The sequence below is a fragment of the Thermosynechococcus sp. QS41 genome (genome assembly GCF_031583515.1).
Lineage (GTDB): Bacteria > Cyanobacteriota > Cyanobacteriia > Thermosynechococcales > Thermosynechococcaceae > Thermosynechococcus.
In genome coordinates this window covers 2,141,139-2,163,601 of the sequence record NZ_CP134181.1, presented here as the reverse complement: position 1 = coordinate 2,163,601, position 22,463 = coordinate 2,141,139, and the positions used below count along the sequence as shown (strand labels likewise).

General features: G+C 53.7%; 18 protein-coding genes and 2 pseudogenes. 5 read left to right on the top strand and 15 right to left on the bottom strand.

Translation table 11 applies throughout. The annotated features are described in order from the left end of the window. Positions 1 to 64 precede the first annotated feature (64 nt). Positions 65 to 784, top strand: coding sequence for an SDR family oxidoreductase (locus RHJ80_RS10680; protein WP_310800957.1), 720 nt, complete (start codon positions 65 to 67; stop codon positions 782 to 784). On the opposite strand, the gene clpX is transcribed toward RHJ80_RS10680, so the two are convergent. The 3 genes from clpX to tig all read right to left on the bottom strand — a co-directional run bounded on the left by clpX (position 781) and on the right by tig (position 4,379). Beyond that, positions 781 to 2,103 carry an ATP-dependent protease ATP-binding subunit ClpX gene (clpX, locus tag RHJ80_RS10675; protein WP_302677609.1) on the bottom strand — a complete coding sequence of 441 codons (1,323 nt, stop codon included), beginning with the start codon at positions 2,101 to 2,103 and terminating at the stop codon, positions 781 to 783. The genes RHJ80_RS10680 and clpX overlap by 4 nt on opposite strands. Positions 2,104 to 2,135: 32 nt before the next feature. Further along, entirely contained in the window at positions 2,136 to 2,825 is a 690-nt protein-coding gene (gene clpP / locus RHJ80_RS10670; RefSeq protein WP_149819305.1) for an ATP-dependent Clp endopeptidase proteolytic subunit ClpP, read from the bottom strand. Positions 2,826 to 2,909: 84 nt separating this feature from the next. Then, the gene (gene tig / locus RHJ80_RS10665) at positions 2,910 to 4,379 is read right to left on the bottom strand and encodes a trigger factor (protein WP_310800956.1); all 1,470 of its coding nucleotides are present in this window, start codon (positions 4,377 to 4,379) and stop codon (positions 2,910 to 2,912) included. Positions 4,380 to 4,638: 259 nt separating this feature from the next. Between tig and RHJ80_RS10660 the strand changes: the two genes are divergently transcribed. Together RHJ80_RS10660 and gltX are read left to right on the top strand one after the other, a co-directional pair. Further along, positions 4,639 to 6,738: a TIGR00300 family protein gene (locus RHJ80_RS10660; protein ID WP_206200144.1), complete on the top strand. Its 2,100-nt coding sequence runs from the start codon at positions 4,639 to 4,641 to the stop codon at positions 6,736 to 6,738. 58 nt (positions 6,739 to 6,796) lie between these two features. Then, on the top strand, positions 6,797 to 8,254 hold the full coding sequence (gene gltX / locus RHJ80_RS10655) for a glutamate--tRNA ligase (protein ID WP_310744537.1): 1,458 nt from the start codon (positions 6,797 to 6,799) through the stop codon (positions 8,252 to 8,254). Here the strand turns inward: gltX and RHJ80_RS10650 are convergent. From RHJ80_RS10650 to ileS, 6 genes and pseudogenes are all read right to left on the bottom strand, one after another. Further along, the gene (locus RHJ80_RS10650; protein ID WP_302678276.1) at positions 8,244 to 8,615 is read right to left on the bottom strand and encodes a pentapeptide repeat-containing protein; all 372 of its coding nucleotides are present in this window, start codon (positions 8,613 to 8,615) and stop codon (positions 8,244 to 8,246) included. The genes gltX and RHJ80_RS10650 overlap by 11 nt on opposite strands. 26 nt (positions 8,616 to 8,641) lie before the next feature. Then, positions 8,642 to 8,890 (bottom strand): annotated as a pseudogene (locus RHJ80_RS10645) (IS630 transposase-related protein); the annotation flags it as partial. Then, a pseudogene (locus RHJ80_RS13220) lies at positions 8,880 to 9,029 on the bottom strand (hypothetical protein); the annotation flags it as partial. The pseudogenes RHJ80_RS13220 and RHJ80_RS10645, both read right to left, overlap by 11 nt. Positions 9,030 to 9,135: 106 nt before the next feature. Then, complete coding sequence (locus RHJ80_RS10640; protein ID WP_310800955.1) at positions 9,136 to 9,639, bottom strand: hypothetical protein; 504 nt, start codon at positions 9,637 to 9,639, stop codon at positions 9,136 to 9,138. Then, positions 9,636 to 10,436 carry a site-specific DNA-methyltransferase gene (locus tag RHJ80_RS10635; protein ID WP_206200141.1) on the bottom strand — a complete coding sequence of 267 codons (801 nt, stop codon included), beginning with the start codon at positions 10,434 to 10,436 and terminating at the stop codon, positions 9,636 to 9,638. The genes RHJ80_RS10640 and RHJ80_RS10635 overlap by 4 nt, the downstream gene beginning before the upstream one ends. Before the next feature lie 16 nt (positions 10,437 to 10,452). Next, entirely contained in the window at positions 10,453 to 13,314 is a 2,862-nt protein-coding gene (ileS, locus tag RHJ80_RS10630; protein WP_310800954.1) for an isoleucine--tRNA ligase, read from the bottom strand. A gap of 90 nt (positions 13,315 to 13,404) precedes the next feature. On the opposite strand from ileS, the gene ruvX reads away from it, so the two are divergent. Further along, positions 13,405 to 13,860 (top strand): Holliday junction resolvase RuvX, encoded by a 456-nt coding sequence (gene ruvX, locus RHJ80_RS10625; protein WP_310743029.1) that lies wholly within the window; start codon positions 13,405 to 13,407, stop codon positions 13,858 to 13,860. Positions 13,861 to 13,901: 41 nt separating this feature from the next. On the opposite strand, the gene RHJ80_RS10620 is transcribed toward ruvX, so the two are convergent. Continuing rightward, on the bottom strand, positions 13,902 to 14,627 hold the full coding sequence (locus RHJ80_RS10620) for a hypothetical protein (RefSeq protein ID WP_286627136.1): 726 nt from the start codon (positions 14,625 to 14,627) through the stop codon (positions 13,902 to 13,904). Positions 14,628 to 14,769: 142 nt separating this feature from the next. On the opposite strand from RHJ80_RS10620, the gene RHJ80_RS10615 reads away from it, so the two are divergent. Next, positions 14,770 to 15,936 carry an aminotransferase class V-fold PLP-dependent enzyme gene (locus RHJ80_RS10615; RefSeq protein WP_302678274.1) on the top strand — a complete coding sequence of 389 codons (1,167 nt, stop codon included), beginning with the start codon at positions 14,770 to 14,772 and terminating at the stop codon, positions 15,934 to 15,936. A gap of 36 nt (positions 15,937 to 15,972) precedes the next feature. Here the strand turns inward: RHJ80_RS10615 and RHJ80_RS10610 are convergent, their stop codons facing one another. The 5 genes from RHJ80_RS10610 to RHJ80_RS10590 all read right to left on the bottom strand — a co-directional run bounded on the left by RHJ80_RS10610 (position 15,973) and on the right by RHJ80_RS10590 (position 22,452). Beyond that, positions 15,973 to 16,593, bottom strand: a complete 621-nt coding sequence (locus tag RHJ80_RS10610) for a hypothetical protein (RefSeq protein WP_310800953.1) — start codon at positions 16,591 to 16,593, stop codon at positions 15,973 to 15,975. Positions 16,594 to 16,741: 148 nt separating this feature from the next. Further along, positions 16,742 to 17,383, bottom strand: coding sequence for a phosphoribosylglycinamide formyltransferase (gene purN / locus RHJ80_RS10605; protein ID WP_310800952.1), 642 nt, complete (start codon positions 17,381 to 17,383; stop codon positions 16,742 to 16,744). Beyond that, positions 17,373 to 18,608 (bottom strand): S41 family peptidase, encoded by a 1,236-nt coding sequence (locus RHJ80_RS10600; RefSeq protein WP_310800951.1) that lies wholly within the window; start codon positions 18,606 to 18,608, stop codon positions 17,373 to 17,375. The genes purN and RHJ80_RS10600 overlap by 11 nt, the downstream gene beginning before the upstream one ends. Positions 18,609 to 18,702: 94 nt before the next feature. After that, positions 18,703 to 20,499: an iron uptake porin gene (locus RHJ80_RS10595; protein ID WP_310800950.1), complete on the bottom strand. Its 1,797-nt coding sequence runs from the start codon at positions 20,497 to 20,499 to the stop codon at positions 18,703 to 18,705. A 276-nt stretch (positions 20,500 to 20,775) separates the two neighbouring features. Then, positions 20,776 to 22,452 carry a DUF3685 domain-containing protein gene (locus RHJ80_RS10590; RefSeq protein WP_310800949.1) on the bottom strand — a complete coding sequence of 559 codons (1,677 nt, stop codon included), beginning with the start codon at positions 22,450 to 22,452 and terminating at the stop codon, positions 20,776 to 20,778. Positions 22,453 to 22,463: the final 11 nt, after the last annotated feature.

The window sequence follows — 22,463 nt, the reverse complement described above, 5'->3', positions numbered from 1 at the left end:
GGTAGGTTCTGGGCAATTCAAGAAACGCTAGGATAAAAGGATGAACGTAAAGAAATGTAACAAAATGAGTGTCTTAGCAGATCGTGTGGTGTTAGTGGTGGGTGCCACAGGTGGCATTGGTCAAGCCGTTGTTGAGCAACTCCAAGAAACGGGTGCCAAGTTGGTCTTAGCGGCTCGCTCGAGCGATCGCCTGCAAGCTTTGGTAGAGCAGCTTCCCTCCTCAGTCACCGTACAAATTCAGCCCTGTGACATCACCCAGCCGGCGCAAGTGAGCGAATTAATGCAAGCCATCCGCAGTGAGCAGGGACGACTCGATGTATTGATCAACGCGGCGGGGGCTGGCCTCCTCAAGCCCTATCAAAAAATTACTGCGGCTGAACTGGATCAGATGTTGGATCTCAACCTTAAGGGTTGCTTTTACACCAGCCAACAGGCTGCCGAACTCATGAAAGAGCAACAACAGGGACACATCTGCACCGTTGTCGGTATCCTCGGTAAACATTCAATGGCGATGGGGTCAGCCTACTGTGCTGCGAAATTTGGAGTCGTGGGCTTCAGCAAGTGTATGGCCGAAGAACTCAAGCGCTATGGTATTCGCTTTAGTCTGTTCTACTTTGGCGGTGTGGATACGCCCTTTTGGGATGCCGTCAGCCTCAAAATCGATCGCCAGAAACTGCTGCGACCGGCCACCGTTGCCCGTCTGATTCGCGCTACCCTAGAAACGGATCTCCATGCGGTTCCCCTTGAGTTGAGCTTGATGCCCGATAGCCACGTCTTCTTCTAAGCAGAAAGCGTAGGCAGCGAAGAAGGATGCAGGAGTAGTTCAGCCGTGGAGCGTTTTTCCACCATTTCGGGCGTGATGGTACATTCGCGCAGGTCTTTGCGGGAAGGCAGTTCGTACATCACGTCCAGCATAATCTCTTCAACAATAGCGCGCAGGGCACGGGCACCGGTTTTACGACGGTAGGCCTCTTGGGCGATCGCCTCTACCGCCGCCGGTTCAAAGCGCAACTCCACACTGTCCATGCGCATGAGTTTTTGGTACTGCTTCAGGAGCGCGTTTTGAGGTTGGGTAAGAATTTCTGCCAAGGCGGCCACATCCAACGGCTCTAGCACGGCCACCACGGGAATACGGCCAATGAACTCTGGAATCATGCCGTACTTCACCAGATCGTGGGGTTCCAGTTGCTTGAGAATATCCGCAGAGCGTTTTTCCTTGGGGAGGGGTTCGCCATCGCGGACAAAGCCCATTGCCTTCTTGCCCACCCGCTGCTCAATGGTTTTCTCTAAACCAACAAAGGCGCCCCCACAGATAAAGAGGATATTCGTCGTGTCAATTTGAATGCAGTCTTGGTAGGGATGCTTGCGCCCCCCCTGCGGCGGCACATTGGCGATCGTCCCCTCTAGCATCTTCAGCAGTGCCTGCTGTACCCCTTCCCCGGACACATCACGGGTAATTGAGGGATTTTCACTTTTGCGGGCAATCTTATCAATCTCGTCAATATAGATAATCCCCCGTTGTGCTTCCTCCACATCCATATTGGCGGTTTGCAGCAAGCGCAGCAGGATATTTTCCACATCTTCCCCCACATAGCCGGCTTCCGTGAGGGTAGTGGCATCGGCAACGGCAAAGGGAACATCGAGGAGCTTCGCCAATGTCTGAGCTAAGAGGGTCTTGCCAGAACCCGTCGGGCCAATCAGGAGAATATTGGACTTTTGCAGTTCGACGTTGTCATCGCCCCGCTGATCACCATCCAAAAGACTCAGGCGCTTGTAGTGGTTATAGACCGCAACTGAAAGGATTTTCTTAGCTTCATGCTGGCCGACCACGTGCTTATCAAGAAATTCCTTGATTTGCCGAGGCTTGGGCACTTGGCTGAGGGGCCGACTGCGGGGTGTGCTGCGGGGCGATCGCGACGGTGTAGCCTCTCGACGGGGAGCCGCCGCATTGGGAACGGTGGCCAATTCCTCATCGAGGATTTCATTACACAATTCTACGCATTCATCACAGATATAGACCCCAGGGCCGGCGATGAGTTTACGCACCTGTTCCTGTGACTTACCACAAAAGGAGCACTTGAGGTGGGTATCATATTTGGCCATAGGGAACCTCTAGGGTTGCACGTAGGGTGTACTTAGTGGCTAGGGAGGGTCTGCCGCGTCACCACCTGATCAATCAGACCGTAGGCCTTGGCCTCTTCAGCGGACATAAAGAAATCCCGCTCCGTATCAGCTTCAATGCGCTCGATGGGTTGCCCCGTGTGCTGTGACAAAAGTTCATTGAGCTTGCGCTTGTGGTAAAGAATTTCCCGCGCTTGGATTTCAATATCCACTGCCTGACCCTGGGCACCTCCGAGGGGCTGGTGAATCATGATCCGCGCATGGGGCAGCGCCATCCGTTTGCCGGGGGTACCGCCAGACAGTAAGAAGGCACCCATACTCGCGGCCAAGCCAAAGCAGAGGGTACACACATCGGGGCGAATGTGCTTCATGGTGTCGTAGATGGCCATGCCGGCTGTAACCGAGCCACCCGGTGAGTTGATGTACAGGTAAATGTCTTTTTCCGGATCCTCGGCATCAAGGAATAGAAGCTGTGCCACGATGGAGTCAGCAACCGCATCATCAATGCCGCGGCGATCGCCCGCACCCCCCCCTAGGAAGATGATCCGCTCCCGCAGGAGTCGCGAGTAGATATCAAAGGCTCGTTCACCCCGCCCCGACTGCTCAACCACCATCGGCACAATATTGGCATGGGTAGGCGGCAGGTTGAGCGCTGGAGAGCGCAGAATGGCACTGAGGGGATGGTCGTAACGCGATTGCAGCATAGTTGCCTAGAATGACGGTTCGTTTGTAATTAATTGTAACTAGCGGTTTGTCCCCGTAGGGATCATCACTTTCATTATGCCGAACTATTCTTGGGCTGGGGCAGAACTTGCTTTTTTCCCAGAGCGTTTTTGCGGCTTAGATGGCTTTTCAGCAACGGCCTCCGTCTGGGTATCTTTGGGCGCTTCAGCAGTCGCTGTGGGCTGCTCAGTGGCTGTGTCGGACTGCACTGGCTGAAATGTATTTTGCTCTAGGAGCCAGTTGAGGGCTTCCTCCTGCTGCACTTCATCGTGGGCAAATTCGCGGAGTCGTTCTAGATCCTTGGCTGTTTGGTTGCCCAACACCTCTTTGTAGCGGTTCAGCCGTTCCTCCACTGCGTCGGGACTAGGTTCAATGCCCTCTTGACGAGCGATCGCCCTCAACAATAAACGGGAGTGCACCTCCTTCGCTGCCCCCGGCTCTGCCTCTTGACGCATTTTTTCGTAGAGTTCCTCGGTCATGATCTTGTTGAGATCAACGCCTTGGGACTGAATTTGCATCAGCGTCGTCCGCACCTTCACATCTGCCTCTTTGCGGATCAGGGTTTTTGGCAATTCAACTGGATTTTGGGCAATGAGGGTATCAATGAGGGCAGCTTCTTTCGCTTTCTTGTCTTGATTTTCAGCTCGCTCCTGATGGTTTTGCTCTAGATAGGCCCGCAATTCTGCCATCGTACTGAATTCACTGTGCTCAGCGGCAAAGGCATCGTCTAGGGGGGGCAGTTCCGGTGCTTTAATCCCTAAAAGTTCAATCTCAGCAGTCAATTGTTTGGGGATGTCTGCTTTCCCTTCCTTGACTTCCTCGGCAACAGACACCGTCACCGTTTTGGCTTCACCGACACTCATGCCGACAACAGCAGCAGGAATTTCTTTAATCAAAAAGGGTTGCTCTTCATCGAGGGACAGGGGCAGTTCATCTGCTGAGAGTTCCTTCACCACCTCCCCATTTTCATCTTTGGTCACCAGTTTTAGGGTGACATCATCGCCCCACTGAGCGGGTCGGTCTTCGACGGGAATGAGGGTGGCGTGCTCCCGTTGGTGCCGCTGCAAGAGCTTCTCGACAGTTTCGGGATTGTAGGTGACGGGAGTGTACTCAATGGTTAGCCCTTTATAGGCTGTGACTGTCACTTCTGGTTCGACATCAAACGTGACGCTGAAAGAAAAGTTGTCCCCCGGCTGAAATTGGTTCAGTAGCTCTGTAATATCCCCTTGGAGTTCGAGGTTGCCTAGATAGGGGATGTTGTTCTTTTCGACGGCGGCTTTGACGGTATCCTCAATCAGTTTTTCTATGGCCACATAGCGCAGCCGCTCTTTGCCAATTTGCTGCAAGACAAGCTGCCGGGGGGCTTTGCCCTTGCGAAATCCGGGTACCTGTGTATGGCGAAGGAGATCATTGACCACTTGGTTATAGACCTGTTGAGAGTGTGCCCCCGAAACCTCAATCGTGGCGAGGAGTTGGCTATTGGCACGGGGTTCAGTCGTCATGGAAATGATGTCAGTCACGTCAGTCAAGGTCATTCCCCTTCGCAAATGGTGTCAGTGTAGTGTCAGTTGGCTGTGCGCGATCGCACAAATTATAATTTTAGCGCAGATTTCCCCTGCTCTTTGCAAATGGAGTTGCGCTTAAAGACACAGGACAATGGGTGTAATGTCAAGGTTTGATGACAAAACCAATCGTCAAGATCCCCACTGCCTATAGAATAAAAGTTTGTCATGGGTGCCGTGTAGCACACACCTAACTATTTTCACAAATTGCAACGATTTCTAAACAACCCCTATGAGTTCAACCCTGCGATTCCTCATGTGCCCTCCCACCCATTATGAGGTGGACTATGTGATCAATCCTTGGATGGAGGGAAATATCCACAAGTCCTCCCGCGATCGGGCACAGGAGCAGTGGCAAAAACTCTACGAAATTATCCATGCTCGAGCCACGGTTGACCTAATTGAGCCGCAGCCGGGCTGGCCGGATATGGTGTTTACGGCGAATGCGGGCTTGGTGCTCGGCGATCGCGTGGTGCTCAGTCGTTTTTATCATCCAGAACGTCAAGGGGAAGAACCCTATTTCAAAGCGTGGTTTGAATCTCAGGGGTATCAAGTTTTTGAGCTACCGAAGCAACTGCCCTTTGAGGGAGCCGGAGATGCCCTCTTGGATCGTGAGGGTCGCTGGCTGTGGGCAGGGTATGGCTTCCGTTCAGAATTGGATTCCCATGCCTATTTGGCGAAGTGGCTGGATATTGAAGTCCTCTCCCTGCGGCTCATGGATGAGCGTTTCTACCACCTTGACACATGTTTTTGTCCGCTCACGGATGGCTACTTACTTTACTATCCTCCCGCCTTTGATGCCTACTCCAACCGCCTGATTGAACTGCGGGTACCAGCGGATAAACGAATTGCCGTTAAAGAGGCTGATGCGGTCAACTTTGCTTGCAATGCCGTCAATATCGATCGCACGGTGATTCTCAACTGTGCCAGCCAAGAATTGAAGTCTGCCCTTGCCCAAGTGGGCTTTGAGGTGGTGGAAACGCCCCTGACAGAATTTCTCAAAGCGGGGGGTGCAGCTAAATGCTTGACCTTGCGGGTGACCGAACCCGTGCGCCAAGAACTCCATGCCACGGCGACAATTCCCAGTCGGGTCATTCATCTGGAGGGACACCTCCTCGACTCTGGCCTTGTGAACCGTGTCCTAGACACAATTGTGGAAAGTGGCGGCAGTTTCCAAGTCCTGCAATTTAATCTTGGCGAACAACGGCAAAGTCCCTCCCAAGCGGATATTCGGGTCATGGCGCCCGATGCCGAGGTCATGGATGCGATCATGGCGCAGTTGATCACCCTCGGTGCGATTTTACCGCCCTCAGAGGTGTGTGATGCGACCCTCGAAACCGTCACCCAAGCGGGGGTTGCCCCGGATGACTTCTATGTAACCACGATTTATCCCACAGAGGTACGAGTTGCCGGCGAGTGGGTTCGGGTTCAAAACCAACGCATGGATGGGGCGATTGTGGTGCGCTCAACCCCGGAAGGCACGGTGGCGGAGTGTCGCATTCTGCGGGATTTAGAGGTGGGCGATCGCGTGGTCGTGGGCGTCGAAGGCATCCGCACGATTCGGAAAACGGAAAGCCAGCGCAGCACCCAAGAGTTCACCTTCATGGGATCAGGGGTCTCCAGTGAACGCCGCGTCGAACTGGTGGTGGAACAAATTGCTTGGGAACTGCGGCGCATCCGCGATCAGGGGGGCAAAGTGATTGTGGTGGCCGGCCCAGTGGTTATCCACACCGGCGGTGGTGAGCATTTAGCCAAGCTGATCCGTGAAGGCTATGTCCAAGGACTCCTCGGCGGTAACGCGATCGCGGTGCACGATATGGAGCAAGCCATCATGGGCACCTCCTTGGGGGTGGATATGCAGCGGGGCGTTCCTGTGCGGGGCGGTCACCGTCACCACCTGAAAGTGATCAATACCATTCGTCGCTGTGGCAGCATTGCCAACGCCGTGGCTCAGGGCATCCTCACCAGTGGCGTGATGTATGAGTGTGTGAAGAATAATGTGCCCTTTGTCCTAGCGGGGTCAATCCGTGATGATGGCCCACTGCCCGATACCCTCATGGATTTAATTGAGGCGCAGCGGGAGTATGCCCGCCTGATTCAGGGCGCAAACATGATTTTGATGCTCTCGTCAATGCTGCACTCCATTGGTGTCGGCAATATGACCCCCGCTGGGGTGAAGCTCGTCTGTGTGGATATTAACCCAGCGGTCGTCACTAAACTAGCGGATCGGGGTTCTGTGGAATCCGTGGGCGTGGTCACCGATGTGGGACTGTTCCTCAGCCTGATGGTGCAGCAGTTGGAGCGGCTGAATCGTCCCTATACCCTTGCCTAGAAGCTTTTCAGCCAATGGGGTAGGATCGAAAGGGCGATTTTTGTATTCGAGGTCAGCAGTGACAGTTCGTGTTCGTTTAGCACCGAGTCCGACAGGAAATCTGCACATTGGGACTGCCCGTACCGCTGTGTTCAACTGGCTTTACGCCCGCCATCGGGGAGGGAAATTCATTCTGCGGATTGAGGATACCGATCGCGAGCGGTCTCGACCCGAATATACCGAGAATATCCTTGAGGGCTTGCAATGGCTGGGGCTGACGTGGGATGAAGGCCCCTATTTCCAGAGCGATCGCCTTGATCTGTACCGCCAAGCGATTCAAACCCTCTTGGACAAGGGACTTGCCTACTACTGCTACTGCACCCCCGAAGAACTCGATGCCCTGCGAGCCGCACAAAAAGCCAAGGGACAAGCCCCGCGCTACGACAACCGTCACCGCCATTTGACCCCAGAGGAGCAAGCCGCCTTTGATGCCGCAGGACGCACCCCCGTCATTCGCTTCAAAATTGAGGACGATCGCCAGATTGAATGGCAGGATCTGGTGCGCGGTCGAGTGAGTTGGCAGGGGGCTGATCTGGGGGGCGATATGGTGATTGCGCGAGCTGCCCCCCGCGGCGAAATTGGCTACCCCCTCTACAACTTGGTGGTGGTCGTCGATGACATTGCCATGGGCATTACCGATGTCATTCGCGGTGAAGACCACATTGGCAACACACCCAAACAAATTTTGCTCTATGAAGCCCTTGGCGCCACTCCCCCCAACTTTGCCCATACTCCCTTGATTCTCAACTCAGCGGGGCAAAAACTCTCGAAACGAGATGGGGTGACCTCCATTTCTGACTTCCGAGCCATGGGGTATTTAGCCCCCGCCTTGGCCAACTACATGACACTCTTGGGTTGGTCGCCCCCTGAAGGGATAGGGGAACTCTTTACCCTTGATCTGGCGGCGAAGCACTTTAGTTTTGAACGAATTAACAAGGCAGGTGCCCGCTTTGATTGGGATAAGCTCAATTGGCTCAATCGTCAGTACATTCAGCAACTAGAGCCAGCAGAACTTTTGGCAGAACTGATTCCCTTATGGCAGGGGGCAGGCTATGCCTTTGATGAGGGAGGCGATCGCCCTTGGTTGCTTGACCTTGCCCAACTCCTTCAACCGGGTCTCAACACCCTCAAGGAGGCCATTGATCAAGGGGCAGTTTTCTTTGTACCCACCATCACCCTTGATGCTGAAGCAATGGCTCAACTGAGTCAACCCCAGAGTGCGACGATTTTGGCGTACCTACTAGCACACTTGCCGACAGAGCCAAAGCTCACGGTGGAGATGGGACAACACCTGATTCAACAGGCCAGCAAAGCCGCAGGGGTCAAAAAGGGAGCAACGATGCGATCGCTGCGCGCTGCCCTCACGGGTGCTGTCCACGGTCCTGATTTAATGGCCACGTGGCAAATTCTCCACCAACGGGGCTGGGATCAACCGCGACTTGCGGCAGCATTGACACAGGCACAGGTTACTTCCTAGGGGCTGGGGGGCGATCGAAGATCGTTTGGCTTAAATTAGCCCCACTTAAATTTGCGCGATCGAGATCTGCCCCCTTCAGGTTTGCAGCCGTCAAATTCACATCAATCATGTTTGCCCCCTTCATGACCGCATTCTCCAAATTGGCACCGCTAAGGTTGGCATTGACAAGGTTGCTAAGGGTGAGGCGTGTTCCCACCAGTTGTGCCCCTGCCAAATTGGCATTGACCAAAATCGCTAGATAGAGACTGGCACGGTTCAAGTTTGCCCTTTCCAAATTGGCGCCAAAGAGATTCGCACCCGCCAGATAAGCGCCCTCCAAATTGGCACCTGCTAAATTCGCCTTAAACAAATTGGCATCCATTAGGTTCGCGCCCCGCAGATCACAGTTTGGACGCCAAATCGCTGGGCACGGTCGATTAAACGGTCATCGGGATGGGCAGCAACATCCGCTGCTAAGGCCGCCCAATCCAGCTTCCAAGGACGACGGGGGACAACTGTGGGGGCTAAGTCCTCTCGCTTCAGCCAGCGATGGATAGTGGCGCGGCTCACCTGAAAAATTTGAGTGGCTTCACTGATTTTGCCACCTTGCTGGATATAGGAGACAACCCGCTCTCGTAAGTCCAAGCTATAGCTCATATTCTTGAGTAACATTCATGACGCTTTGAGTATAGCCTATCCCTCTTGAAAATATCTCATCTCCTTTCGAAATGGCTATAGCATCGAGGTAGAGGTTATAGTTCAGGCGATCGCTCCCACTGCTCATTTGTCGCGGTGTAAAACTATTGCTGCCCCCTTGGCTTAGTTGAACCGTTACGGGGCGGTCAGTTGACCAAGAGAACCTACAAGGTGCAAGTCATTGACTCCTTTGCAGGTAAATTCGATTAATCATGGGAGCTACTGATTTGATAGACAACACGACCATGCTCCCTAGCCCAGTTTTCCGAGAAGCTGATATGGGAAATGGCATTCCGACTTTGATCAAGCTGACGATTTGCTTCGGTAAGTACATCACTAGGTTCTAGCTCGTAAATCACTTTGCAGTTGATTTGGTTTTGCTTCTCAAAAACGGCTAAGTAAATTTTTGTGTTGCGGGTAATTCGTGTAAGTGATTGGGCACGCTTTTCAGGAGGTTCCTTAAACATTCGGTCAAGCTGACCGCTTCCACCTTCTATACAAGATAAATATTCATACTTTTCACTTGGGTCGCTCATGGCATGAGCATCGGCATCACGCTTAGAATCAATTAGTTCGTGACCTAGCAGGTCAGCAATAATCATTTCCTTAACTAACCCCGGCTGCAGTAGGTTGCGAATACCAATTGTTTGAGCAAGTTGAGACGCTTGACGGATCAGATCAACAATTTGACGATAAACTTGCTGTTTCACCAATCAAAAAGCCTCCCCGCGATTTCATACTCTGCCTCACGTAATCTCTCGTTTGCTGCTTGGACAAACTTTTGATCTTGCTCAATAGCAATGAAATGCCTTCCCAAGCGTTTACAAACTACAGGGGCTGTACCGACACCGGCAAATGGATCAAGCACTAAGTCACCCTTATTAGAGCTTGCCTTGACTAAGCGTTCAATCAGCTGCTCTGGCTTTTGAATGGTATTGAGTGCTTCGCGAGCTACTAGTTCTTTTGATTTATACGTGAGCTGTTTAATATCTCCCCAGACATCTCCTGGATTTTTACCTTCTTCATTGAATTTAGTTTTGCCATACTTACCATTAATCACTGATGGTACCCGCTCACAACGACGACGGTGCTCTAGCTCTACTAGCTGTGGTACCCGAATGGCATCTAAGTTAAAGGTTTTGGGACGCTGGCCTTTAATAAAGTAACAAATAAGATCATAGTTATTTGTGTAGTTGATCCGTCCTTGGGCTAGGCGACTGGGCTGATACCAGACAATTTTTGCCTGTAAGTTAAGAAATGGACGGTAGTCAATAAAGTCAATACAATCAGGTTTACCAAAAAGGTAGAGTGCTCCTCCCTCTTTCAATTTTTCAGCAAAGATAGTGATGAGTTTGAGGTTAAACTCTTGGATGTTAGAGATGCGATCCCATGGATTGGTGGTTACACCGTAGGGGCCGTCGCAAATAATGAGATCAATGCTCGCACTTTCAATCTGGGGCAAGAGGGTAAAAGCATCAGCTTGGTAGATACGATCAATCTCTAGCATGCTTTCGCTCAATCATCTAAAACATCCCTTCTAGGGCGGCTTGACAGCGATCGCACAACTGGGGATGCAAGGCTGATTGTCCCACACTTTCAGAATAATTCCAGCAGCGGACGCATTTCTCACCCTTGGCATGACCAACACCAATCCATAGTCCTTCGGCTTCAAGGACATAGGGTACGTCCACCCCTGCCTGTTGCGGCATCAGCTCCACTTGGGACACCAAAAAGAGATAGCGCAATTCATCCACCCCATTGCCACTGAGGGCATCGCTGGGATTCATGTCCTGAAGGCGATCGCGCCACTGTGGATCGGCAACATAGAGCCACACTCTGGCTTCCAAAGAGGAGCCAATGAGCTTTTCGGCACGGGCCTGTTCGAGCACCTTATTCACCTCTAGGCGTAGTTGCCGCAGGCGTTGCCACTCACTGGCTAGCTCCTGATCCTGCCACTGGGCAGGAAGCTGTACCCAGCCGCTTTGAAAAACCGAAAGATAGGGGGTTTTGAAGGGCAAATGCTGCCAAATATCTTCGGCTAAATGGGGAAGCACTGGGGCAATAGCACGGGCGAGGTTTTGAACGGCAACGGCCAGAACCGTTTGACAACTGCGCCGGCGATCGCTAGCGGCAGCACTGATGTAGAGCCGATCCTTGGCAATATCTAAGTAGAAATTGGATAAATCTACCACGCAGAGATTTTGAATGGTCTGGAAAAAGCGATAGAACTGAAAGCTATCAAAGGCCGCCGTTACTTCGCTGAAGACTTCATGCAGCCGATGTAGCATGTAGCGATCCAAGGCGGGCAGTTGGGCATAGGGAATGGCATCTTGATCGGGGTCAAAGTCGTGAAGATTCCCCAAAAGAAAGCGAGCCGTATTGCGAATCTTGCGATAGACATCCGCCAACTGCTTGAGGATATTTTTACCAATGGGGACATCATTGGCATAGTCCACGGAGGACACCCACAGGCGCAATACATCGGCACCATAGGCAGGGTCTTGCTTTTGGTTTTTGCCCCCCTCAATCACTTCGCGGGGATCCGTGACATTGCCGAGGGACTTGCTCATTTTCCGTCCCTGCTCATCGAGGACAAAGCCGTGGGTGAGGACTGCTTTGTAGGGGGCTTGGCCTTTAACGGCAACCCGTGTTAACAATGAGGATTGAAACCAGCCGCGGTGTTGGTCAGAGCCTTCGAGGTAGAGATCCGCCTGTTGATCGCCGAGAACCGCCGCCCAGGAAGAGCCAGAATCAAACCAGACATCCATCGTATCGGTGCCCTTTTCGTAGCGATCGGCTTGATCTCGTAGGGATTCAGGCAGCAATTCCGCAACGGAGAGTTCCCACCAAGCATCAGACCCGCGATCGCGAATAATGGCTTGCACATGGGCAATGGTTTCTGCCGTCAGCAGGGGTTCCCCCGTGGCTTTGTCATAAAAGACGGGAATGGGCACGCCCCAACTGCGCTGCCGCGAAATACACCAATCGGAACGCTCCGCCACCATTGCCGTAATGCGGTTTTCCCCTTGGGCAGGAATCCACTTCACCTCGGCGATCGCCCTGAGGGCGGCATCGCGAAAGCCTTCAACGGAAGCAAACCACTGCTCCGTGGCGCGGAAGATGGTTGGTTTTTTCGTGCGCCAGTCGTAGGGGTATTTGTGGACATAGGGTTCTTCCTTGAGGAGGGCGCCACACGCTTGCAGTGCCGCAATCACCGCCTCATTCCCTTCCTTGAGGACATTGAGACCGGCAAATTGTCCCGCTTCCGCAGTAAAGCAACCATTTTCATCCACGGGCGACAGGATTGGCAAGCCATAGCGCTGACCCACCGCATAGTCCTCTAAGCCATGGCCAGGGGCCGTGTGAACCAGACCCGTCCCGGAGTCGGTCGTGACATAATCACCGCCAATGACAATTTTGCTCTCGCGCTCAAAGAGGGGGTGGCGATAGCGCGCATTTTCCAAGTCAGCCCCTTTGGCGGTGGCAACCACCTTGAGCGTACAACCGAGGGTTTGGCTAAGGCGCTCCACCAGATCCTTGGCCACAATCAAATATTTGTAGCGGGCACTGGGTTTGACTTCAACAAGGGCATAGGGGAGATCCGGATTGACACTCACCGCCAAGTTGGCCGGAATGGTCCAAGGGGTCGTTGTCCAGATGGCAACCCCCAATTTGCCGAGGGCTTTGTACCACGATTTGGCTAGCCCTTGCGGCAGTTCGATGACTTCAAAGGCGGCATAGAGACTACGGGAGGTGTGGCCTTCGGGATATTCCAGCTCGGCTTCGGCGAGGGCGGTTTTGGAGCTAGGACTCCAGTGGACGGGCTTGAGACCGCGATAGATATAGCCCCGCAGCACCATTTCACCAAAAACGCCGATTTGGGCGGCCTCGTAGTCAGGGGTGAGGGTCAAATAGGGGTGCTCCCAGTCGCCCCAAACCCCATAGCGTTGGAAACTCTGCTTTTGCTCGGCAACGGTTTTGAGGGCAAATTCCTTGGCCTGTTGGCGGAGGGTCAGGGGGGTTAGCTGCGCACGCTGTTCGGGTTTCAGGTTTTGCAGTACCTTGAGTTCAATGGGCAGGCCGTGGCAGTCCCAACCGGGGCGGTAGTGAACCTTGCGTCCCCGCAGCAGTTGATACTTGTTGATGATGTCCTTGAGAATTTTGTTGAGGGCATGGCCAATGTGGAGAGCGCCATTGGCGTAGGGGGGGCCATCGTGGAGAATAAAGACCTCACCCGGATTGGTTTGCTGCAGCGTTTCATAAATTTGGTGCTGTGCCCAAAAGGCCTGTAATTGGGGTTCCCGTGTGGCTGCATTTGCCCGCATTTCAAACGTGGTTTGGGGCAGGTTGACGGTGTCTTTGTAGTCGGGGGTCGCGTCAGTCATGGGTGGGTACAGCGGGGTATGATCGTTGGAGGGCAAGAAAAAATCGGGAATGGATTCAATTGTAGGAGAACTGTTCTTATTCACTCAAGGATGATTTCCGTTCTAGGTTTGGATCTGGGGCGCAAGCGCATTGGTGTGGCAGGGTGCGATCGCTTGGGGCAGTTGGCCACAGGCATTACAACCATCCAGCGGCGCAATTTTGCCAGTGATGTGGCGCAGCTTCGCCAGATCTGCCAAGAGCGGGGGGTGGAGAAGCTAATTGTGGGCTTGCCCTATACCTTGGATGGCCAACTGGGATCCCAAGCACGGCAGGTACAGCATTTGGCAGAAAAAATTGGCGCAGCCCTAAATTTACCCGTGGAATACGTTGACGAGCGGCTAACCTCCTTTCAAGCGGAGGAAATCCTCAAACAGCGGCGGCGATCGCCCCGTCACCACAAGGACTTAGTGGATCAAATTGCTGCTGCCCTCATTTTGCAACAATGGCTCGATGCCCGTTCTCAAGCCGCAAAAGCAACACTGGCACCCGCTGATCCGCAGCTATAACGGAGGCTGAAAAGTTGTCTGCTCAAATTCTTGGGCACGGGCTACCATGTGCGGGGCTGAAACTGCGCATCGTTGAGAATCGCTACCCCATCTCCCGACTGCGCCAACACAAATAACCCTTGCCGATAGGCATAGCGAGCCACCTCAGGGGGCACGATCATCCCTGCTACCGCTCCCAAGAGCTGGGTGTCTCGATACTGGTGTGCCAAACGACGAAATTTCGCGATCCGCTCTAAATGCTCATCCACATCCCCTTGGCTCAGTTTGGTTTTCACCTCGACGAGAACCGCTTGATTGGTATTGACGACTAGCAGATCAATTTCTAAACTCTCATTGCCATCTTGGAGAATGACATCGCTGTAAAGCTGAGAGACGGCAATGCCGCGACTCTGAAATAGGCGCAGCACGGCGGGGCGCACCTGCCATTCCACAAATTCCCCAAGGCGATTGCCCAGTTTCCCCAGTTGCTGATTGAGTTGGCGCGCTTCTTCCCGCAACAAGCGTTCCGTTTCTTGAAATCGCCGATCCGTTTCTTGAAATCGCCGATCCGTCTCTTGAAATCGCCGATCCGTCTCCTGAAATCGCCGATCCGTTTCTTGGAAGCGGCGCTCTGTTTCTTGAAAGCGGCGCTCTGTTTCTTGAAAGCGGCGCTCTGTTTCTTGGAAGCGGCGCTCTGTTTCTTGGAAATGGCGTTCGGTTTCCTTTTGAGCTTCTAACAGCTCCCCTAGTAATCGCCAAACATCGTCAGGAGTGTATGCCTTTGTCATGACTTAATTGACAGGATTAATTTACCGAGCCGTGCTTGCAAGTGCCGCCCCTTGAGTGAGGGAATGAAAAGGGGACTTGCTACAGATCTTTATCTTAAATCCTTTGCGGTAGCATCTATCTATCGCTCTGCAATCACTATCGATGAACCTAGAGACACTGCGCACCTACCACGACACCTACCCCGCCCTACTGAATAAGATCTACCTCAACTATGGGGGACAAGGGCCGCTGCACCAAGACACATGGCAGGCCATCATCCAGAGCGATCGCCACATTCAAGAGGAAGGCCCCTTTGCCAATCGCGTCTTTCCGTGGCTGAGCCAACAACTGCAAACCCTGCGGCAAGAACTGGCACAGCTTTTGGGGACGAGCGCCGAGACCATTGCCCTCACAGATTCTGTAACCACTGGCTGCAATATCGTTCTCTGGGGGATCAACTGGCAAGCGGGCGATCGCCTGCTGATTTCTAACTGTGAGCATCCGGGGGTAGTGGCGATTACCGAACAATTGGCGCGGCGGTTGGGGGTGGTGGTGGATCGAGTGGCCTTTTGGCCTTGGTGTGACGATGAGGTGGCCGCCATTGAAGCCCAACTCCATCCCCGCACACGCTTGGTCGTCCTCAGTCATTTGCTGTGGAATACCGGGAAACTTTTGCCGTTGGAGAAAATTGTTGACCTTTGCCACCGTCGCGGCATCCAAGTCTTGGCGGATGGTGCCCAAAGTGTGGGTATGGTGCCCCTCAATTTACCCGCCTTGGGGGTGGACTACTATGCCTTTACGGGACACAAGTGGTGCTGTGGCCCTGCGGGTCTCGGCGGGCTGTACATTCGGCGCGATCGCCTAGCCACATTGGAACCCACCTTTATTGGCTGGCGCGGCATTCACCAAACCCGTGATGCCCAACCCGCCGGCTGGAAGGAGGATGCCAGTCGCTTTGAAGTGGCCACAACCGCCTTTTCCTTGGTACCGGGGTTAACCACTGCCCTGCGGGTGCATGATCAATGGGGGACTGCCCAAGCGCGATATGAGCGCATTTGTGAGCTGAGTCATTATCTTTGGCAGCAGTTACAGGGCATGGTGGGTTTGACCTGCTTGAGTCCCGTGCCGCCGCCGTCGGGCTTGGTGGCCTTTCAGTTAGCTAATGGTCAGCATCGCCAATTGGTGCAAGACCTTGAGGCAGAGAATATCTTGGTGCGGGAATTGCTCTATCCTGCCTCGGTGCGAGCCTGTGTGCATTACTTTACGCTGCCGCAGGAGTGCGATCGCTTTGTTGCTACCCTCAAACACTGGCTCCAGAATCATCCTTAGGACGCTTGAGAATTGAATTAGAGCGATTAGAGTCACCTACCATGTACGGGGCTGAAACTGCACATCGTTGAGAATCGCCACCCCATCTCCTGATTGCGCCAACACAAACAAACCTTGCCGATAGGCATAGCGAGCTACTTCAGGGGGTACGATCATTCCTACTACGGCGCCCAAGAGCTGGGTGTCCCGATACTGGTGTGCCAAACGACGAAATTTCGCGATCCGCTCTAAGTGCTCATCCACATCCCCTTGGCTCAGTTTCGTTTTCACCTCGACGAGGACGGCTTCATCAGTATTGACGACTAGCAGATCAATTTCTAAACTCTCGTTGCCATCTTGGAGAATGACATCGCTGTAAAGTTGAGAGACGGCAATGCCCCAACTCTGAAATAAGCGCAGCACGGCGGGGCGCACCTGCCATTCCACAAATTCCCCAAGGCGATTGCCCAGTTTCCCTAGTTGCTGGTTGAGTTGGCGCGCTTCTTCGCGCAGCAAGCGTTCCGTTTCTTGGAACCGTCGGTCAGTCTCTTGAAATCGCCGATCCGTTTCTTGGAAGCGGCGCTCCGTTTCTTGGAAGCGGCGTTCGGTTTCCTTCTGAGCCTCTAATAGCTCCCCCAATAACCGCCAAACATCTTCAGGGGTGTATGCCTGCGTCATGACTGGATTAACAATTGCTCACGGATACATCCCCAATCCTAATCCGAATCAATGCTCCCCACCGAGAAAAGGATGCTGACGCAATTCCCAAGCCAATCAGAAAAGAGGGTGGACCCTCGCCCTGAGAGATCCTTCTATTAGCCAAGGATCAGCAGGAAGCTTGTGATTGCCGCGCGGCAATGTCGGCGATCGCCTGCTTGAGAATACGATGCTCTTGGACTTGAATGCGGGCGTGGAGGGTGGCAGGCGTATCATCGGGGAGAACGGGCACTGCTGCTTGGACTAAAATTGGGCCACTATCCACTTCCTCTTCCACCAGATGGACGGTACACCCAGTAATTTTCACACCTGCTGCCAAGGCCTGCTCAACGGCACGCAATCCCCGAAAACTGGGGAGCAAACTGGGATGCAGGTTAATTACCCGCTGGGGGTAGGCATTGAGGAGGACAGGCGTCACAATCCGCATCCAGCCCGCCATCACTACCCACTCGACCCCATAGGCTTTGAGGGTTTCGACAATGGCCGCATCCAGACTTTCACGGCTGGGGTAGTGGCGATGGTTGAGGAGGACACTGGGAATCTGCCACTGTTTGGCGCGCTCTGCCACCAAGGCATCGGGATTGTTGTAGATCAGAACTTGAATTTGGGCAGCCAGTTCGCCCTGGGCGATCGCCTCCGCCAGGGCAGCAAAGTTGGAGCCATTGCCAGAAGCTAAAACGCCTAACCGCAGGGGATGGGGCGCGGGCGCGATCGCTGGAGCAGAAGGGACAACAAGAGCCTCACTGGACATGACGGGCGTTACTGATTTTAGTGCTCAATAATTCTAAGGCCTTGGCCACCATTGGATCCGTGGGTCGTGCCACCAAGTTGGGATTGAGCCGCAATTCCAAATCGCTACTGGGATCGACCGTCACCAGCACATCGGGGGTGATCCCCCCTGCGGCAATATCGCGACCCTTTGGCGTCAGATAACGAGCTACTGTTACCACGAGGGCAGAGCCATCCCCCAGTTCATGAACTGCTTGAACCCGCACCTTGCCAAAAGTTGGTGTCCCCACCACGGTTGCGCGCCCCTGATCCTGCAAAGCAGCGGCTAAAATTTCACTGGCACTGGCGGAGGCCTGATTTACCAAGACCACAAGGGGCAACTGACTCAAGGCGCGTTGGTGGGCACGAATCGTCTCTTCTCGCTGGTTTTGCTGAATGCGCACAATCACCCCAGAATCGAGCCATTGGCGGCTAATTTCAATGCCGGCTTCTAAGAGCCCCCCCGAATTGTGGCGCAAATCGAGAATGAAGCCTTGAACCTTCTCCCGTTGCAGGATTTGGATCGCCGCTTGCATCTCTTGTTGGGAGCGGCTATTAAAACCACTGAGGCGAATGTAACCCACCCGAGGATGATTCAGAACCTGAAAATTCACTGTACGCGGAATTTCACCGGCGCGGGTGAGTTCGACACTAAAGGGTTGGGGTTTACCCTCACGGCGCACCAGTAGGCGCAACTGACTCCCCGCTGGCCCTCGCAACGCCAGATTGGCTCGCTCCAAGGTCAGGCGATCGCTCCCCCGACCGTTAATGGCCAGAATCTCATCTCCCACTTTCAAATTCGCCTTGGCAGCCACCGACCCCGCTTGGATTGCCTGAATGCGAAAGAGTTCCCCCGACTCCACGAGGGTGAGACCCACATCCACCTGCTGGCCTTGGGTTTGCAGGAGCAGTTGGCGGTACGCTTGGGGCGGCAGAAAGCGGGTATAGGGATCATTGAGGCGGACAAGGGTTTGTTGAATCACCCGATAGGCGGCCTCGCGATCGCCATAGGGTTGGGAGAGCAACTCCTGACGAATGGCCTGCCAATCCAGACGATTGAAACTGCGATCCAGATAGCTTCTGTAGATAATTTGCCACGCCTCATCGACCAAGGCCTTGGGAGCATCCTTGAGCGTACTGGTGCCCCCCAGTGCTGACGGCATTCCCAATAGTGCAACACCGACGCCGAGAATTGCCCAGTATTTCACCCCACAAATCCATTGACAACGCCTCGCCCCTATTCTATCGTTCCCACATAAAAAAATCCCCCTCACAGGGAGGGGGAAACAGGTCAGTGCGGATTTAGAAGCTAAAGGTTGTCCGCACAGCGCCAACAACAATGGGGTCGTTGTTTGAGTTGCTGTTGGGGTTGAAGATGGCAATCACCCCAGGGGTAATCGAGATATTGCGACTCACCGCAAAGCGGTAGAAGCCCTCTAGGTGATAGGAGTTAAAGCGCGTGTAACTTTCGCCAGGAACATCAGGGACGTTTGTGATGCTAATAAGCTGCGGGGGCTGGCCAAAAACAAGACCCAGCAGATCTCCCTTCCGCCAGAGGTCAGGGGAAGCAAAGGTAATGGCCCAGTTGACAATTTCAGCCTCACGGCGGCCAAATGGCACAAAAGCATTCGGTCGAACACCATAAACATTGGCATACCCTGCCCAGCCCGCAACATTCAACTGCTTGATCGGGCGATAGGTAAACTGAAAGCCCACCGCATCCGCTGCTTGGTTAGGCACGTTGTTAGCTGCAAAAGCTGGTGGTGGAGCCCCCAAAGGGTTTGCCGCTGAGCGGAAACCAGAGCTACCTGTTCCCCCAAAGGGATCAAGGCCATAGGAGTGGGTGTAGGTCACCCCCAAGGCGAGGTTTTTAATGGGGCGCACATCCACCTGAGCCAAAGCAGCATAGGCACCATCAAAGAAGCCATTGAGGCCATTGTTCGCGACTCGATCAGGGTCGTTGGCAAAGGGTGCAAGGTAGCCCACATTGAGGGTGACGCCGGTGCCCCGTTCTTTATTTTGAATGAGGTCGTACTTAAAGGTCACACCCGCAGCATTGGCAGCATTCCCAGCACGGTAGATGGGATTAAAACGCCCAAAGCGAGAGAGGGCACCCGTATCACTGGATTGGAGGAAGGGGTTGAAATTGTTGACATTGTCGTTGAACTCACCCCCCACAAAATCTAGGATCATTTGACCGCGACGGGTCACTGGGAAGCTGTAGAAGGCTTTTTGCAGTTCAAATTGGTTATTATTATTGCCATCATAGCCAAGGCGCCCCATATTGGTGCCCATCAATCCGGCATAACTAGTAATATTAGCTGCTTGCAAGCGCAACCGTAGGCGATCCTTGCCATAGAAGCTGGTATCGAGGTTGAGACGAACGCGGTTGTTAACAACAGTGTTGTCATCAATTGGGGGTTGCACACCACCTGGACCAGGACGTAGTGCCCGCTCGTTCGTCAATATATCGGAGACGTTGAAGATAACCGTAGCGTTGAGCTTAGTGAGGGTGGCAAATTGAGTGGCTTCGAGGTTGGCAACGCGGCCTTCAAGGTTGGTGACGCGGCCTTTGATGACGGCGAGTTCATTGGCAAATTCCTGCATCAGGCGGCGCAGGGTTTCAAGGTCTTCCTTGGTGGCAAAGCGATCGCTAATTACATCGAGGCAGGCATTCAAAGCGGCTGCCATTTCATAACGAGTAGCGGCACGATTGCCACGGAAGGTGCCATCGGGATAACCGGCAATACAGCCGTATTTCTCGACAAGGGAGGCCAAGGCTTGATAGGCCCAATCGGTGGGGCGCACATCCGAGAGTTGGCTAACAGAGGTCACTTGACCCATGCTCGATGTCGTAGGGACACGCCCCGCTTCTAGTTCGGCCACTGAGGGCACAGAGAGGTTGCTGCGGCGATTTTGGGCAACAAGTGTCGTGCTGGTGGGCAGTGTGGTTAGGGATTCAGCACCAGCAGTAGGGGTTTGAAACTGAGTGCTACTGAAGTTGGTCAAAGAGGTATCAGCGGCTGTCGCTGCACCTGCCAGCACACCCAACAATAAAACAGGCGAGGTCAAAACCAACCCCGAAAAAATGCGGGACATAACGTCTTACTCCTTCACTCCTCAATGAACTTGTCCTAAAGAACGAGTCCCTAAGACAGAATTCTCCTTCAATTATTGATCCTACTGAGATGCTCGCTAAAGTTATTCATCTGCCAGCAAGCTGAGCTATCAGGCTTTCTTACAGAGGCTTTAGCACATCTCATAGAAACTATCCCCCAAGGGGCAGAGATAGTTACTTACCAGCCAGATTCTAACACCGTGTTCGTTGGCTTAAGGTTATCTCAAGGTTAGGAGCCGTTTAAGAATTAGGCCAGCTCAAGGTTTGGATGAGGTTTTTTGGGCTTCAGAGCGACTCCAGCCACTGCCAACGGATTGACCAATTCCCTGCAAAATGCCGCGGCCAATCAGCCCCAAACCGCGGCCAATCACCTGCGTCAGCAGATACACCACTCCCTTGCCCACCCAAGCCACCACTGCCCGTACTGGGGGGGCTAAAGCATCGCGCGCCTCCAGCGCCAAGGTCAGAGCGTAGGGAATCCCCTCGAGTTGCATCAGTTCCTGTTGACGGGGGACGGTCAGCGCTAGTTCCTGAATTCCTCGCTCCGTGAGCCGCAGTAAGACCAAACGACTTTCAAAGATATCTTGGGGTTCCTTGACCCAGCGCCGCCAGCGGTAATGCCAAGAGAGGGCATTGCGAAAGCGTTCCATTTCCCGCGTTGAGGTGTATTGCGGCTGAAAAAATGTCTGTTGAATCACTGCACTATAGCAACACCGATTCAGCAGCGGATAGACAATGCCATTGGCGACAGTGAGCAACCAGTGATCGAGGAGGGCATCGAGGATCTCCAAGGCGGCAGCGGTGCCGTAGCGATAGGTCTGCTGATGGAGGGTGAGGGGCTGTTGCACCAGTAAATGAGCCAGCATCTCCGCCACAAAGGGGATTGGCTTCAGATAGACGCTGGCCACAGTTTCTCTTTCTGTGAGCAATTGCTCAATCAGGTCGGCGTCACTGCCGAGGGCAAAACGATAGGGACGAAAAAACTCCCGCAGGCTCTGTTCCCACAGGTCTTGCAGTAGGGAGCTACCCCGCTGGTGCAGAACTTCAATACTGGGTGGTGTTGCTTGTAAAGTGCGCACGAGGAGATCCCACTGCCGCAGGATGGTATAGAGCAGTTCCCGCCGCTGTTGTAGGGTGAGCACCTCTAACTCCAAAGGCCGCGACGTTAGGTTCAAGAGATCCGACTGCATCCGTTGTAAGCAGCGATCCACCAATTGGGAAATGATCTCAATCTGCGGACGCACGGGGGACACCACTGGCGCAGGAGGGGCTTGAGTTGGCTGTGGCAAGAAACGGGAGACTAACCAGCGGGCGGCACGAATTTCCCGATGGCGACCTTCACACACCAGCCGTTCGAGGGCAGAGAGGCGCGATCGCCCCAAGTACTGATCCAAAGCCTGTAACCACGCATCCATTTCCCCCAATCCCTGCTGCAGAACCTGATACCGCCAACGATCCCACGGATTGGGAAAGAGCACACTCAAGGGGGGTTTTGGGGGCGTGACGGTGTGAACGATTTCCCCTTGGGCAATGGCCAGAATTGCCGCCAAGAGATCACTCAGCGCCGTATTGCGATGGTAAATGCCTTCGACACCCGCCTGTTGGGCAAGGGAAACTAACTCAAGGGCAGCGGGTCGGACAGTGAGAATTATCCGCAGGGCAGGATAGTGCTGCTTCAACCACTGCCACAGCCAAGGGGTAGTGGCATCATTTACTGTGAGTTGGGCATCACAGAGAACAATCCAAGGCGTGCGTTCTTGATCGAGGGGCGTGTTTTCCAGATAGGTGATCAGACCATGGCCATCGTGAAAGACCAGCGGCTCAATCCCCAACTGCTGCTGAATTCCTGTCCAAAGGCCAAGACGCACCACATCCTCTCCCTCGACAATGATGAGACCAAAGTTGGGGGAGGCATCAGCAGTGATAGGGGACATCGACATTTGCG